Raw genomic sequence first — 14,169 nt, 5'->3', positions numbered from 1 at the left:
TCATGGGAGTAGATGCAACATGCTGGACAAGTGGACCTCACGCTGGGTACAGCCGCCTCTGAAACGTCTTGCGAAAAGTGCGGCGGCGCGCGGTCTGCATCCGGATCAGCTGACCCTCGCGGGCTTCGCCATCGGCATGCTGGCGTTGCCGTTGCTGGCTTATGGGCATTTCGGGTTCGCGCTGGTCGCGATCCTGATCAATCGGGTGGTGGACGGGCTGGATGGCGCGCTGGCGCGGCATGCCGGCCTGAGCTCCGATGCCGGTGGCTTTCTGGATATCTGTCTCGATTTCCTGTTCTACGCCGCCGTGGTGGTGGGCTTCGCACTGGCCGACCCTGGTGCCAATGCGATGGCGGCGGTGGCACTGCTGTTCGCCTTCGTCGGCACGGGCTCGAGCTTTCTGGCCTTTGCCATCATGGCGGCCAAGCATCAGCTGGAACGGCCCAATTTCACGCGCAAGGCCTTCTATTATCTGGATGGCCTGACCGAGGGTACCGAGACCATCGCCTTCTTCGTGCTGGCCTGCCTGATGCCACAGCATTTCGCGTGGTTGGCGTGGATATTCGCCGCGGCATGCATCCTGACCACGCTGACGCGCGTATGGGGAGGGTATGTCACCTTGCGAGCCCAGGATGAGCATCACAGCACCGACCAGAGTTGATGCGCTGTGAACCTGGCCTTGCTGATGATACGGCTCGTTACCTTTCTCACTCGCCTTGCTCACTTGCCTTGCTCGGGCGCCTCGGAGTCCTGCCAATGAAGATTGCTTCCCGTCAGTTGCCATCATTCCTGCCCCTGTTCGCGGCAGTCGCCTCCAGCGGTCTGCTGACGGCGCTAATGCCCTCGGTGGCCCACGCGGCTGACAGGAGTTTCTCGCCTGCGCAGATTCTTGCCTGGGGCGAGAAGACCTTCGAAGGCCAGACGGCCTATCGCGTGGTGGAGCGCGACGGCAGGCCTGCGCTCGAGGCGCGCGCCCGGGGCCAGGCATCCGCGCGCTATCTGGAGCAGGATATCTCGCTCGAAGAGACGCCCTATCTGAAATGGTGCTGGCAGGTGGATGGCATCTACCCGAGCGTGAACGAGAAGAGCAAGGGCGGCGATGACTATCCGGCGCGTCTCTACGTGGTCAACAAGACCGGCATCCTGCCGTGGCAGGTCGAGGCCATCAATTACGTCTGGTCCAGCAATCAAGCTAGAGGCAGCCACTGGGGCAACGCCTTCACGGATCGCGCCGTGCTGCTGGCACTCGAATCCGGCGACGAGAAGGTGGGGCAATGGGTGGCGGAGGTGCGTGATCTGCGGGCTGATTACGCGTCACTGTTTGGCAGCACGCCGAGCGAGATTGCCGGACTGGCGCTGATGGCTGACGGTGACAATGCCGGCGGTGATGCCACGGCGCTGTTTCGTGGCCTGAGCCTTTCCAGCGATGCCACGCCGCCCAGCTGCGGTGCCTGATCCGGAATCATGAGTGATCAGGGCTGTGAAGAGAGGGCTGAGCCAGTCTGACAAGCGCGTCAATCCAGTCAGGCCGACACGAAGCCAGACACGAAAAAGCCCCGCGACTGATGACTCAGTCGCGGGGCTTTCGGTTCCGGCCTCCCACAGAGTGGGAGGCGCTCATCCGGGGCGATGCCTCGGATGAGGGAAGAGGCGGAGCTTAGTGCTCCACGCCGCCTTCGCCGTGAACGTGGCCGTGTTCCAGCTCTTCAGCAGAAGCTTCACGCACGTTGGTGATCTGCACGTCGAAGTTCAGGGTTTCGCCGGCCAGCGGGTGGTTGCCATCGACAGTGACAGTGTCGCCTTCGACCTTGGTGACGGTGACCATCAGTGGGCCGCCCTGGGTCTGCGCCTGGAATTGCATGCCAGCTTCGATGTCTTCGACACCCTGGAAGGCTTCACGCGGCACTTCCTGGACTAGGGCTTCCTGGACTTCGCCGTAACCTTCTTCCGGAGAGACGGCAACTTTCAGCTCGTCGCCGGAAGTCTTGCCGTCGAGTTCCTTCTCGAGGCCCGGGACGATGTTGCCAGCGCCGTGGATGTAGGCCAGCGGCTCGCGACCTTCGGAGCTATCCAGCACTTCCCCTTCGTTGTTGGTCAGGGTGTAGTGGAAGGATACGACGGCATTCTGGGCGATTTGCATGATGAGAGCCTTTCGATAGGTATATGAACGTCAATGGTAACGTGCCCCTGAGGTGACTGTCAGGGGGGGAAACTGGAAAAAAGCCGCGTATCACGTGGCTCCTGGCCCGCTGATGACATTGCCAGAGAGGCAATCCAGCGCACGTTACCTTGTCTTGAAAGTATAGGTGACGCTCGCAGGCGTGCATTTCAACCCTGAGGCAGGGTTTTTTCTCACCCCCGACGTCATCGGTGAAGAAAGGGGCAAAACGGTTGGATTATCAGGTGTCTGGCGGGGTTGCCCTGTCAGCGCACAGCGGCCTTGCTGCTGGCGGCCAGACAAGGTTGGGGCGATGGCTTGCGAGGGCCACAGGGTCTGGTTACTCTGCCTACTCGGATATTGCGGATTCTGACGCGCGGCCCGAGGTGGCCTCGCTCTGCACACTCTGTCCCGTCGCCTGACGGGAAATGACAACTCAGGCGCCATGCGACCCTATTTTTCAGGAGAGAATTTCGATGACCGTGACATTGATCTGGCTGGTGAGCTTCGCTGCGATCTTCATGCTGTGCTTGAACCGCTGGGAAGGCTCGCTGGGTGCCACCGTCAAGCGTGTCCTGCCGGAGGCTCTGAGCATCGATAGCGGTGACCGCTACGTCTGGGGCGTGGCCCTGGGTATTCTGGGTGCGACCTTCATCGTCAATCCCGTCTCCATGCTGATGGCATTGATCGTGCTGGCGCTGATCGTTCTGATCGGCGGCAAGCTGATCTGCTGGGGCATGAGCAAGGTCAAGATGCACTGATTCAACCAGCAGCAACCTTCCGGGAAGCATGACGTTTCCCGCAGACAGAAAGGCCGGGCTATCTGCCCGGCCTTTCTGTTTCTGCTCATCCATCACGTCTTGTCAGTGCTGCCTGCAGCTGAGTGCCGAGTCATAGCCAGGTCGAGAGCGTCAGCGAGCCGAATTGATCGCTCTCCTGCTGCGTCTCGAATTCGTGGGTGCGCCACACGTTGACGAACGCCAGCTGCCAGCGTTGCCAGCTGAGCGCGAAGCCCAGCTGCAGGTCGCCGACCAGTGGGCGACGGTCCACCGAGGCGCTGTCCTCGAAGCCATTGCCATCCAGCAGCATGTTGTAGGCCATCGCGCGGCCCTCGATATTGGCGAACAGGTACCAGGCGAAGTCACCGTCGGGATGGAAGTACTGACGGCCGCCCTGGGCCGGCGCCACTGTCGGTATCCCGTAGCTGCGGGTCAGCCCCTGGCCGATGCGTACCCCGCCACCGACGCCCGCATAGGTGTAGAGATTGCCCAGCGCCACGGAAGCCGAGGGGCCGTACTCCACCTCCAGCCCCGCGGCCCTGGCCGGCAGCCATAGCTGCGTCTGCCAGCCGGTGCTGATCACCGGCTCGTTGTGCAGCTGGTGATCCCAACCCTCCGGCTCATCACTGCCGGTCAGCTTGTGCACCGCCTTCTGAGCATCCTTGGCGCCCGAGGCCGGGCCGACGATGCCGAGATCCAGATTGAAGGTATCCACCCGTCGCCAGTCATCTCCCTCTTCACCGGCGAACAGCGAGACGCCACCGAACAGGTAGCCCGCGTAGGGGCGGTCATCCTGATCCGGTTGCTCTCGCTTGATGTCATTGGGGGTATAGATCTGCTGTCCGAAGCGGTAGGCCGTGGCGTCCAGTCGCGCCGCGCTGAAGCCGGGCACCCAGTCCGCGAATGAGCGTGACCAGTGCTGCTCTGGTGTCTTGAAGGTGTAGCTCAGCGCAAAGCCGTTGGTGTAATGGCCATCATCGCCGGAGGTGAGAATGTCGTTCTCGACCTTCAATGACAGCACGCCACCCTCGTCCTCGGCTGCCTCCACCATGGGGGCCAATGCCACCGCACCCAGCATGATCAATGCCATGCCCAGGCGCCGGGTCGAGAAGGCCGGTGCCATCTGCGGGGCATGGCTCAAGGCGGCGGTACCGCCGGGACTGTCATTGACTGGACTGGGGTAAGCGCGGGGAGCGTTTCTTGAAGATGACGTGACACAAGACAGCTTGCGGGTGCCTGGGCGAGAACCTGGCGGACGGGCAGTGACGGGACGCATCGCAACTCCTGGGACGGGTAGTTGTGTACAGAGTCAAGTTAGGCTGCAGGCGTATAACGTTGCACAAAAAATCCCGATTTCATAGCCTGTTAATCAATAGACAATCTGCCTATCCCCACTGCGGCGAGCCGTGCCTGTGTGAGATCGAGGGAGGGTATGCGAAGCGAAGCGAGGTGGGTGGGGCGAGTGGGAGATGCAGGAGCGCGAGAGGTGTGAGAAACGCGAGAGACACGAGAGACGCGAGAGAGGCGGGGATGCGTGAGCCAGGCGAGATGGGGGAGAGCGTGGCGGCGTTTCCCGCGCAGGGCTGCGACAGGCGCCGCTGAAGGGCGCAGAAACAAAGCGGCTGGCGCCCCGGCAAGGGTGCGCCAGCCGTCGAGAGACTCAGTAAGGCGCGACGCTCAGGTTGGCGCCGTAGCCGACCAGGCGGACACGTTGGCCAACCGAGAAGGCGGTATCGGCTTTCTGGACGACGATGAGGCTGTCGCCGGCATCGCGGCGGACTTCAATCTCGTAGGCGTCGATCTGGTCGACATTGTCAGCGATCGACTTGCCGGCCACGCTGCCGCCGATGGCACCCGCGGCGGTGGCGATCGCACGACCGGAGCCGCCACCGATCTGGCTGCCGAGCAGGCCGCCGACGACCGCGCCACCCAGGCCACCGAGCACGCCGCTGCCTTCATCCTGTGCCTGGATCTGCACCGGGCGCAGCGAGGTGATGGTGCCGTAGCTGACGGACTGTGCGCGCTTGGCCTGATCGCCGGTGTAGACGTTGCCGGAGTAGATGTCGCTGTTCGCGCAGCCGCCAAGCGTCAGCACGCCGAGTGCGATCACGGGCAGCCAGCGGCGTGCGCCAGTCGATCGCTTGTGAGTCAGTGAGAGTGTCATGGTGTGTCTCCTCGCATGATGCGGTGCAGCTTGAGGTTGTGATGGAGAATGCTGAGGCTGAGAGAGCAAGGCTCAGGTAGGCGATCACTTCCTTGGGCCGCCAGCAGGTTCTTGTCACGACGGGCGTGCGAGAACACTGTTTCTTAACATTATAGACCACGTCGACCATGACGGGTTCCCGACCTGAAACGCTGAGGTGACGCAACTTCCGCACTTCCCTGTCGCGTGAGTGCTACCACGTGAGTACCGGCCACGTGAGTTCCGGCGCATGAGTGCTGCCACCTAAGCACTTCCGCGTGAGCACTTCTTCTTGAGCCATGCCGCGTGAATGTCAGCGGCAGGGTATTTGTCGACGTTGGTTGGCATTCGCGGCGGACATCCACGGCGGGCATTCAAGGCGTAAAGCACGAAAAAGCCCGCGTGAGCGGGCTTCGGTCAGTCTGCGGGTGGTACCTCGCGCAATCCGGTCATTGCGAGGTGCCATGTCGAGGTGTCATACCGCGATGTCAGCGGTCTAGAACTGGTCTTCTTCCGTAGAGCCCGTCAGTGCGGTGACGGAGGAGTTGCCGCCCTGAATGACGTTGGTCATGTCATCGAAGTAACCGGTGCCGACTTCCTGCTGGTGCGCCACGAAGGTGTAGCCCTTCTCGGCTGCGGCGAATTCGGCTTCCTGCACCTTCTCGACGTAGTGCTTCATGCCTTCGCCCTGCGCATAGTCGTAGGCAAGATCGAACATGTTGAACCACATGTTGTGGATACCGGCCAGGGTGATGAACTGGTACTTGTAGCCCATGTCCGACAGTTCCTGCTGGAACTTGGCGATGGTGGCGTCGTCGAGGTTCTTCTTCCAGTTGAAGGAAGGCGAGCAGTTGTAGGCCAGCAGCTGGTCCGGGTATTCCTTCTTGATCGCTTCGGCGAAGCGGCGCGCCTCCTCGAGGTCCGGCTTGGCGGTTTCACACCAGATCAGGTCGGAGTAGGGCGCGTAGGCCAGGCCGCGGGCAATGGCTTGATCAAGACCGGCATTGACGCGATAGAAGCCTTCGTCGGAGCGCTCACCTGTCAGGAACGGCTTGTCGTAGTCGTCGACATCGGAGGTGATCAGGTCAGCGGCATTGGCATCGGTACGCGCGATGACCAGGGTCGGGACACCCGCCACGTCGGCAGCCAGGCGAGCGGCCACCAGCTTCTGCACCGCTTCCTGGGTCGGCACCAGTACCTTGCCGCCCATGTGGCCACACTTCTTGACCGAGGCCAGCTGGTCCTCGAAGTGCACACCGGAGGCACCCGCACGGATCATGGCGGTCATCAGCTCGTAGCCGTTGAGCACGCCACCGAAACCGGCCTCGGCATCCGCCACGATAGGCGCGAAGTAATCGACGAAGCCGGCATCGCCCGGATTGGCCCCTTTCTGCCACTGGATCTGGTCGGCGCGGCGGAAGGTGTTGTTGATGCGCTTGACCACGGTCGGCACGGAATCCACCGGATAGAGCGACTGATCCGGGTACATGGCTTCACTGGTGTTGTTGTCGGCGGCGACCTGCCAGCCGGACAGGTAGATGGCCTCGATACCGGCCTTCACCTGTTGCATGGCCTGGCCACCGGTCAGGGCGCCCAGACAGTTGACGTAGCCCTTCCTGGCATCACCATTGACCAGTTTCCAGAGCTTCTCGGCACCGCGGGTCGCCAGGGTATTGGCTTCCGGAACGGAACCGCGCAGGCGCACCACATCCTCGGCGGAATAGGGGCGAGTGACCCCTTTCCAGCGCGGATTCTCGGCCCAGTCCTTCTCGAGCGCGGCAATCTGATCGGCACGTGTGTGACTCATGGTGGCATCTCCTGATGGCTTCGTCGTCGGGGCTCAGCCCCTGGCGTGTTGTCCGTGTCTTGTGTCTGTTCGCTTGTCTATCGTCTGGCGGTCGACGCGAGATCGACACGTGAAATGGGAGTGTCGGTGCTCTGCGTCTTGAGTTGCTGCATGACAGTTTGTTGTTGTTATTGATCTTTCAGGCGTTACCAGTGGAGTCACGCCGTGCGACAGAAGGCGTCGTCGGTGGCGTTGTCGAGCTCCGCTGGCTCAGCAAGTCTGAAGCGAGCCTTTATCACGCCAAGGCAGGCAGTTTCCAGGCCGGGGGCTGCTGTCAGCGTGATGCTGTCCAACCAGGGCATCAGGAAGTACAGGCTGGCTTCCAGCGTGGGTAACGTGCAGTGGCTGAGGGTGAGGGCGATGCGCGGTGGCCTGCCGTCCGGCGCACGCAGCCGTGAGATCAGCTCTCCCCAGCACAGCGCTTCGCGCACGCTGCTGATCTGGGCAATGGCTAGCACCGAATGACGTTCGCCGCGATGCCGCGCGGCGGCCAGTGTCCAGAGGGCCCGGGGGAGCGGGCGGTTGCCCAGCTGCATCCCCGTCACGTCATCGGTGAGGCCGGCAAGCGCCAGCTGGTCAGGCGCGTCCTGCGTCTCGCCAGCTATTGCCGGCTGCACACTGCACTTCAGCTGCCCATTGCACTTCAGCTGCCAGCCGCTGCCCTGTGAGCGCAGTTGCCACTGCTCGCCAGGAAGTTGCCAGCGCTGGTCGCGACTCAGATGACAGATCGTCTGCGCCTGTGCCGCTACCGACTCCGCTGTCTGCGGTGGCAGGAGGTCCTTGAGGGGACGTGCCAGCTTGAGAATCCGCGTGCGGATCTCGGCGTTGTGCCATTGCTCGGCCAGAGCGGCATCCTCAGGCTGCCCGAGTACCTGGTCACCTCTACCGCCCATCAGGGTGGTCTGCGTTCGTGAGTCTGAGGTGAGCATGGGCGAATCTCCTGAAGGCGGTGCCGGATCGGGCAGCGTGTCATGTCGCAGTGCAGCGTAAATGACCTGATCTCTAGCATCGCTCCGAAATTGAGTGCTGTCTTTCATTCCTTGGTCGCATTAAAACGATCGTTTTATACCAGTTTCAACGTTGTGGAATTCTTGCTGGCAAACAGTCGTTTTAATATTTCTCAATGACGTCATGATGTCAGTATTCATGGGCCTTGGGGAATGATGACTTGGTCAAGGAGCGGGTTGTAGCCAGACTACAAGAACATTCAAGGCACAAAAAAACCGGCCCCAAATGGGGCCGGTTTTTGTAAGGCAGACGCTAAAATTCAGTTCAGAATCAAGCGCATGCTGCGGTGCGGTATGCCGGCATCGAGAAACTCGTCGCCGTAAGCCGTGAAGCCGAGGCGTTGATAGAATTCCAGCGCATGGGTCTGAGCATCCAGTAGCACTTCAGTATGGCCAGCCTGGCGCGCAGCATGGATGACCGCTTCCATCAGGCGTTGGCCAAGCCCCAGTCCGCGCGCTTCGGAGAGGATGGCGACGCGGCCGACATGGCCATCCGGCAACAGACGGGCCGTGCCGACGGTGCGGCCATCCAGATGCACGAGGAAGTGTTCGCAGACGTCGTCGCGCCCGTCCCACTCCTCATCCTGCGGCACCTGCTGTTCTTCGATGAACACGACGCGGCGGATCTCGCTGGCCTCGTTGCCCAACGTCTGCCAGTCGCCCCGTTCCAGGCTGATCATGGCGTCACTCATTCTTCATCGTCCTCTTCGTCCTGAAGGTCACATTCCAGTATCAGGCTGCCGCGGTTGATTAGCGCCGTCAGCAGGCTGACCACGGCACTGCGATCAAGGTCTGCCGTGGTGTAGTCGAGCAACACCGCCGTGAGGCGCTGATCGGAGGCCAGCGCTTCCGCCAGCGGCTGAGGGGCCAGGATGCCATCGCCATCGACGAACAGCGTGCTGGTGCCATTCTCGCCGTGACGGAAGGCGAAGCGTGAGCCCAGGGAGCGCACCAGTACGCCTTCATCTTCCAGATACTCGACCAGCTCATGCGTCTTGAGGGCCGGTTCGCGGGCGGCGAGCTGCTCCAGATACTTGGGCTGGGTCATGTAGCGACCGAACCACTGTGCCAGCTGGGTCGGGTTGTCCAGCGTGCTGAGCAGCAATTCACGCACGCGCTCGAGCGAGGCGTCGTCCAGCTCGCCGGCATTGGCGACCGGTGCCATGCCCTGGTCACGATAGCGCAGCGATTCCGGCAGGCTGGCACCCAGATAGTCGGCGTAGGAGGTGACGACTTCATCGGCGGAAGGCGCACGGAAGCCGACGGAGATGGTCATGCAGTCATCGGACTGGCTGACACCGTGGTGCGCCAGGCGCGGCGGCACGTAGAGCATGTCGCCGGGTTCCAGCACCCAGTCCTCGCCCGGGGTGACCTCGAAGTGCTTGAGGATGCGCAGGTCGATGCCATCGATGATCTCGGCGTCGTCACCGTGCATGCCGCCCAGCTGCCAATGACGCTGGCCCTGAGCCTGCAGCAGGAAGACATCGTAGTTGTCCAGGTGCGGGCCGACGCTGCCGCCGGTCGGCGCGTAGCTGATCATGATGTCATCGAGACGCCAGCGCGGCAGGAAGGTGAAGGGCTCGAACAACGCGGCGACGTCGGGGACGTAATGGTCCACCGCCTGCACCAGCAGGCTCCACTGGCTGTCGTCCTTGGCGTCGAGACGCGCGAAGGTCGCTTCATCGAAGGGGCCGTGGCTGACCTGCCAGGCCTTGTCCGGGCCGTTTTCCTCGACCAGACGGGCTTCGATGTCATCTTCACAGGCCAGACCGGCCAGTTCATCGGCTTCCAGCGGCGTCTCGAAGTCTGCGAAGGCCCCGCGGATCAGCAGCGGCTTCTGCTGCCAGTAATCGCGCAGGAATTCACGGATGCTCAGGCCGCCCAACAGTGCCAGTGGCGTGTCGGTGTCGCGGGGGGCGGGGGATGTGCTCATGCAGAACCTCTCGAACGCGAACGGCAGCCTGTCAGGTGGCGGCGGTCTCGCGATGACGTCGTTGAAGCCGTGTTGCCGGATGGCAGACGGCGATGCGTTCCATGCCGAGCCTTGAGAGCGTGGCATGTCGTGCCCACTGACGGAGAGCGTCAGTGGTCGTGAATCCAGTGTGTCGTTCAGCGTGCAGCGTAATGCATGACGCCGGAGCAGAGGCCCCGGCGTCTTGAGACTTGCAGTGACCTGCGCCGCTTAGAGCGCCTTGGCCTGTGCAATGGCGTTGCCGATGTAGCTGGCCGGGCTCAGTGCCTTCAGCTCGGTCTTGACGTCGTCCGGCAGTTCCAGCGTCTCAATGAAGGCGGCGAAACCGGCCTGGTCGATACGCTTGCCACGGGTCAGCTCCTTGAGCTTCTCGTAGGGCTTCTCGATGCCGTAACGACGCATGACGGTCTGGATCGGCTCGGCCAACACTTCCCAGCTGTTGTCCAGATCGGCGTTCAGACGCTCCGGGTTGGCTTCCAGCTTGCTGATGCCTTTCAGGGTCGCCTGATAGGCGATCAGACCCTGCGCCAGGCCGGTGCCCAGGTTGCGCAGCACGGTGGAGTCGGTGAGGTCACGCTGCCAGCGGGAGATGGGCAGCTTCTGTGCCAGATGGCCCAGCACGGCATTGGCGATGCCCAGATTGCCTTCGGAATTCTCGAAGTCGATCGGGTTGACCTTGTGCGGCATGGTGGAAGAGCCGATCTCGCCGGCCACGGTACGCTGCTTGAAGTAACCCAGCGAGATGTAGCCCCAGACGTCACGATCGAAGTCGATCAGGATGGTGTTGAAGCGGCAGATGGCATCGAACAGCTCGGCGATGTAGTCGTGCGGCTCGATCTGGGTGGTGTACGGGTTGAAGGTCAGCCCGAGGCTCTCGACGAAGGTTTCGGCGTTGGCCGCCCAGTCGATGGCCGGGTAGGTGGTCAGGTGGGCGTTGTAGTTGCCCACGGCACCGTTGATCTTGCCGAGCATCTCGATGCGTTCGATCTGCGCCAGCTGACGACGCAGGCGCGCGGCGACGTTGGCCATTTCCTTGCCGAGGGTGGTCGGGCTGGCAGTCTGGCCATGGGTGCGCGACAGCATCGGCTGTTCGGCGTGCTGGTGGGCCAGCGCGACGATCGCTTCGGTCACTTCACGCATCTGCGGCAGCAGCACGTTGTCCAGGCCACCACGCAGCATCAGGGCGTGAGACAGGTTGTTGATGTCTTCACTGGTGCAGGCGAAGTGGATGAACTCGGTGACGGCGTTGAGTTCGGCGTTGCTCTCGACCTTTTCCTTCAGGAAGTACTCGACCGCCTTCACGTCGTGGTTGGTGGTGCGTTCGATGTCCTTGATGCGCTGGGCATCCTCGACACTGAACTCACTGACGATGCTATCCAGCACGGCGTTGGCATCCGCGGAGAAGGCCGGCACTTCAGCGATCTCGGCGTGGGCGGCCAGGCGTTGCAACCAGCGCACCTCGACGATGACGCGGGCACGGATCAGGCCGAATTCACTGAAGTGCTCGCGCAGGGCCTCGGTCTTGGCGCCATAGCGGCCATCGACGGGAGACAGGGCGGTGAGGGCGGACAGCTGCATGATGAGAATCTTCCGATGGTGGCAGGACATATCGCGCTGCCGGTTCAAGTGTCTCGGAGCCCGGTTGATGGGCTCCAGCGTTGTTGAAGCGAATTCGGGTGTGAATCAGGTGGCGTCAGGTGACGCGCTGGCGCGAGCGCGGAGGCGGGCTCAGCCCAGCTGCTGCAATGACTTCTTGAGCGCGCTGCGCTGGAAGACCAGCTTCCAGCGACGGCCACCCTGCTGGTCCCACAGCAGCGCGAAGCGCACGCCTGCCAGCAGGGCGCAGCGGATGCGTTCCGGCATCATGCGCTGCTGCAGCAGGCCGGGGTCGCCCTGCACCACGATCCGGTAGCGGAAGGTGGAGAGAGTCTGCTGGTAAAGCTCGCCCAGGCTTGCGATCACGTTCTCGTGGGTCGGCCCGAAGTGCTCGGCCTGGCCCTGGATGCGCGTCAGGCCCGCGCCCAGCTTGTCCAGCATGTCCGGGTCCTTCTTGAGCTTGCTCATCAGCATCACCAGCGAGAAGCCGTAACGCATCACCACGGGCGAGACCTGGCGACGTTCCATCACCGCACTGACGGTGTCGATGCCGAGCCGCAGGCGGTTATGGTGCCCGCCGTAGATGGCTTCGAAGCTTTCCGGATTGGTATCCAGCGTGGCATTGACCAGGGTTTCCCAGGCGCGCTCATCGCACTGGCCGTGGCGGGCCAGCTCATCGACCAGCGCGGCTGCCTGGAAGACGCCCGCCAGCGAAAGTGCCTGGCGGGTAGTGGTATCAGTGACGGGACGGATCGGCACGCTGGTCATTGCGCGGCGGACTCCTCGGGGCCAGAGAGCGGGGCGGTGGAAGCGCTGGCGTCCGCCGCCGGAAGTTTCCAGGCGGCATCGATCACGCCGCCGCCCAGACAGATGTCGCCGAGATAGAAGACGGCGGACTGGCCGGGCGTGACGGCGCGTTGCGGTTCATCGAAACGCACCTCGACACGCTGGCCGTCATTGACGATCAAGGTCGCGGCCTGATCTTCCTGGCGATAGCGGTTCTTGCAGCGAATGCGCAGCTCGCCATTGGCGTCGGTCTGCGGCGGCTCGCCCGCGACCCAGTCGACGGATTCGGTGCTCAACGCCTGAGTGTAGAGCAGGTCGTGGTGCTTGCCCTGCACGGCGATCAGCACGTTGCGCTCCAGGTCCTTGGCACACACGAACCAGGGCGCGTCCGGATAGCGCTTGAGGCCACCGATTCCCAGCCCCTGGCGCTGGCCGAGGGTGTAGTACATCAGGCCCATGTGCTCGCCGATGACATCGCCATCGGGAGTCTCGATCTTGCCGGGCTGAGCGGGTAGGTACTGCTTGAGGAAGTCGGCGAAACGCCGCTCGCCGATGAAGCAGATACCGGTGGAATCCTTCTTGCGCGCGGTGATCAGCTCATGCTTCTCGGCGATGGCGCGAACTTCGTGCTTCTCGAGCTCGCCGACCGGGAACAGGGTGCGCGCGATGGCCGCCTGCGGCACGGCATGCAGGAAGTAGCTCTGGTCCTTGTTGGTGTCCAGGCCCTTGAGCAGGCGCGGTAGACCATCACGCACGCCGCCACGCACGTAGTGACCGGTGGCGATCAGCTCGGCGCCCAGCATCTCGGCATACTCGAGGAAGACCTTGAACTTGATCTCGCGGTTGCACAGGATGTCGGGATTCGGCGTGCGACCGGCCTTGTATTCGGCCAGGAAGTGCTCGAAGACGTTGTCCCAGTACTCTGCGGCGAAGTTGGCGGTGTGCAGCTTGATGCCGAGCTTGTCGCACACGGCCTGGGCATCGGCCAGGTCTTCGAGTGCGGTGCAGTATTCGCTACCGTCGTCTTCGTCCCAGTTCTTCATGAACAGGCCTTCAACGTGGTAGCCCTGCTCCATCAACAACAGGGCAGAGACGGAGGAGTCGACACCGCCGGACATGCCGACGATGACCTTGGTTCCGGTACCGGTTTCAGCGGTCATCAGTTCTCTCGTCACCCGCATGGCCGCGGGTTGTCACAAACAGGGGAGGCGGCAGACCCGTCATTCTGGCGCCGCTTGAATGGGCGGGATTATACCTGAATGCGGGGGTGGGATTCACCCCGCCTGCGCCGTCTGCCGCACTGGGCCAGATGCGCCGCTCGACAGCACGCCCGGCGGCGGACTTCCGGCGCGGGCAATCGCTCAATCGTGCAGCACATCCAGCGGGAAACGCTTGCCACGTTGGCTGTCGCGGATGCGACGGGTCACCAGCGGGCTGCGCAGGCGGCCCATGTCCTCGAGCTGCTCGATCTCCTCAAGCGACAACCAGTGCGTTCTGACGATGTCAGGGTCCAGCGGCGTGCACAGGTGCTCAAGGGCCGCGGCCTCGAAACTGTGGGAGTGGAAGTGGGTGCCGTCCTCGGCCACGTGCACATAGAGGCCGAGATAGCCAGTCAGCAGGATGCGCCAGGCGGTTTCCTCGCGGACTTCGCGTTGTACGCCGTCGATGATGCGCTCATGCGGTTCGAGATGGCCGGCCGGCTGGTTGAACACCGTGCAGGGCCCGCCCTTGTCTTCCTCGACGATCAGGTAGCGCCCGGCGCGTTCGACGACACAGGCGACGGTGACATTCGGGGTCCAGCGAGCAGCCATCAGGATTTCCTTCCTTTCTTGGGGGATGAGGG

14 protein-coding genes are annotated in these 14,169 nt (G+C 62.8%); 3 read left to right on the top strand and 11 right to left on the bottom strand.

Translation table 11 applies throughout. The annotated features are described in order from the left end of the window. The first annotated feature begins 19 nt into the window (after positions 1-19). Positions 20-661: a CDP-alcohol phosphatidyltransferase family protein gene (locus QD356_RS12610; RefSeq protein ID WP_192837458.1), complete on the top strand. Its 642-nt coding sequence runs from the start codon at positions 20-22 to the stop codon at positions 659-661. Positions 662-756: 95 nt separating this feature from the next. Continuing rightward, entirely contained in the window at positions 757-1,455 is a 699-nt protein-coding gene (locus QD356_RS12605) for a DUF3047 domain-containing protein (RefSeq protein ID WP_225996299.1), read from the top strand. A gap of 202 nt (positions 1,456-1,657) precedes the next feature. On the opposite strand, the gene QD356_RS12600 is transcribed toward QD356_RS12605, so the two are convergent. Beyond that, positions 1,658-2,140, bottom strand: a complete 483-nt coding sequence (locus QD356_RS12600; RefSeq protein ID WP_043333860.1) for a peptidylprolyl isomerase — start codon at positions 2,138-2,140, stop codon at positions 1,658-1,660. Positions 2,141-2,634: 494 nt separating this feature from the next. Between QD356_RS12600 and QD356_RS12595 the strand changes: the two genes are divergently transcribed. After that, the gene (locus QD356_RS12595) at positions 2,635-2,919 is read left to right on the top strand and encodes a hypothetical protein (protein WP_043333859.1); all 285 of its coding nucleotides are present in this window, start codon (positions 2,635-2,637) and stop codon (positions 2,917-2,919) included. 130 nt (positions 2,920-3,049) lie between these two features. Here the strand turns inward: QD356_RS12595 and QD356_RS12590 are convergent, their stop codons facing one another. The 10 genes from QD356_RS12590 to QD356_RS12545 form a co-directional block, all read right to left on the bottom strand. After that, positions 3,050-4,078, bottom strand: a complete 1,029-nt coding sequence (locus QD356_RS12590; RefSeq protein WP_225996300.1) for a lipid A deacylase LpxR family protein — start codon at positions 4,076-4,078, stop codon at positions 3,050-3,052. A 519-nt stretch (positions 4,079-4,597) separates the two neighbouring features. Continuing rightward, positions 4,598-5,101, bottom strand: a complete 504-nt coding sequence (locus tag QD356_RS12585; protein ID WP_052384587.1) for a glycine zipper 2TM domain-containing protein — start codon at positions 5,099-5,101, stop codon at positions 4,598-4,600. Positions 5,102-5,615: 514 nt separating this feature from the next. Continuing rightward, a complete protein-coding gene (aceA, locus tag QD356_RS12580; RefSeq protein WP_054555621.1) occupies positions 5,616-6,926 on the bottom strand; it encodes an isocitrate lyase in 1,311 nt (436 codons plus the stop codon). A gap of 197 nt (positions 6,927-7,123) precedes the next feature. Further along, the gene (locus QD356_RS12575) at positions 7,124-7,894 is read right to left on the bottom strand and encodes a hypothetical protein (protein ID WP_192837459.1); all 771 of its coding nucleotides are present in this window, start codon (positions 7,892-7,894) and stop codon (positions 7,124-7,126) included. 338 nt (positions 7,895-8,232) lie between these two features. Beyond that, positions 8,233-8,664 carry a GNAT family N-acetyltransferase gene (locus tag QD356_RS12570; RefSeq protein WP_192837460.1) on the bottom strand — a complete coding sequence of 144 codons (432 nt, stop codon included), beginning with the start codon at positions 8,662-8,664 and terminating at the stop codon, positions 8,233-8,235. Next, positions 8,661-9,905, bottom strand: coding sequence for a cupin domain-containing protein (locus QD356_RS12565; protein ID WP_192837461.1), 1,245 nt, complete (start codon positions 9,903-9,905; stop codon positions 8,661-8,663). Before QD356_RS12565 ends, QD356_RS12570 begins: the two co-directional genes overlap by 4 nt. Positions 9,906-10,154: 249 nt before the next feature. Then, complete coding sequence (gene purB / locus QD356_RS12560) at positions 10,155-11,522, bottom strand: adenylosuccinate lyase (protein ID WP_192837462.1); 1,368 nt, start codon at positions 11,520-11,522, stop codon at positions 10,155-10,157. Between the two features lie 150 nt (positions 11,523-11,672). Then, a complete protein-coding gene (hflD, locus tag QD356_RS12555) occupies positions 11,673-12,308 on the bottom strand; it encodes a high frequency lysogenization protein HflD (RefSeq protein ID WP_043333854.1) in 636 nt (211 codons plus the stop codon). Next, on the bottom strand, positions 12,305-13,486 hold the full coding sequence (mnmA, locus tag QD356_RS12550) for a tRNA 2-thiouridine(34) synthase MnmA (RefSeq protein ID WP_054555617.1): 1,182 nt from the start codon (positions 13,484-13,486) through the stop codon (positions 12,305-12,307). Before mnmA ends, hflD begins: the two co-directional genes overlap by 4 nt. Positions 13,487-13,687: 201 nt before the next feature. Beyond that, positions 13,688-14,137, bottom strand: coding sequence for an NUDIX hydrolase (locus QD356_RS12545; RefSeq protein ID WP_043333853.1), 450 nt, complete (start codon positions 14,135-14,137; stop codon positions 13,688-13,690). Between the last annotated feature and the right edge of the window lie 32 nt (positions 14,138-14,169).

Origin of the sequence: Cobetia sp. 2AS (assembly GCF_029846355.1) — a bacterium.
Taxonomy (GTDB): Bacteria; Pseudomonadota; Gammaproteobacteria; order Pseudomonadales; family Halomonadaceae; genus Cobetia; species Cobetia amphilecti.
Note: the sequence above shows the minus strand (reverse complement) of the source record. Positions and strands in the feature narration are given on the sequence as shown.

What these genes read in the sequence shown, in the direction of transcription:
- QD356_RS12610 (WP_192837458.1), top strand. Translation starts at nt 20, where the DNA reads ATGCTGGACAAGTGGACCTCACGCTGGGTACAGCCGCCTCTGAAACGT.
- QD356_RS12605 (WP_225996299.1), top strand. Translation starts at nt 757, where the DNA reads ATGAAGATTGCTTCCCGTCAGTTGCCATCATTCCTGCCCCTGTTCGCG.
- QD356_RS12600 (WP_043333860.1), bottom strand. Translation starts at nt 2,140, where the DNA reads ATGCAAATCGCCCAGAATGCCGTCGTATCCTTCCACTACACCCTGACC.
- QD356_RS12595 (WP_043333859.1), top strand. Translation starts at nt 2,635, where the DNA reads ATGACCGTGACATTGATCTGGCTGGTGAGCTTCGCTGCGATCTTCATG.
- QD356_RS12585 (WP_052384587.1), bottom strand. Translation starts at nt 5,101, where the DNA reads ATGACACTCTCACTGACTCACAAGCGATCGACTGGCGCACGCCGCTGG.
- aceA (WP_054555621.1), bottom strand. Translation starts at nt 6,926, where the DNA reads ATGAGTCACACACGTGCCGATCAGATTGCCGCGCTCGAGAAGGACTGG.
- QD356_RS12575 (WP_192837459.1), bottom strand. Translation starts at nt 7,894, where the DNA reads ATGCTCACCTCAGACTCACGAACGCAGACCACCCTGATGGGCGGTAGA.
- QD356_RS12570 (WP_192837460.1), bottom strand. Translation starts at nt 8,664, where the DNA reads ATGAGTGACGCCATGATCAGCCTGGAACGGGGCGACTGGCAGACGTTG.
- QD356_RS12565 (WP_192837461.1), bottom strand. Translation starts at nt 9,905, where the DNA reads ATGAGCACATCCCCCGCCCCCCGCGACACCGACACGCCACTGGCACTG.
- purB (WP_192837462.1), bottom strand. Translation starts at nt 11,522, where the DNA reads ATGCAGCTGTCCGCCCTCACCGCCCTGTCTCCCGTCGATGGCCGCTAT.
- hflD (WP_043333854.1), bottom strand. Translation starts at nt 12,308, where the DNA reads ATGACCAGCGTGCCGATCCGTCCCGTCACTGATACCACTACCCGCCAG.
- mnmA (WP_054555617.1), bottom strand. Translation starts at nt 13,486, where the DNA reads ATGACCGCTGAAACCGGTACCGGAACCAAGGTCATCGTCGGCATGTCC.
- QD356_RS12545 (WP_043333853.1), bottom strand. Translation starts at nt 14,137, where the DNA reads ATGGCTGCTCGCTGGACCCCGAATGTCACCGTCGCCTGTGTCGTCGAA.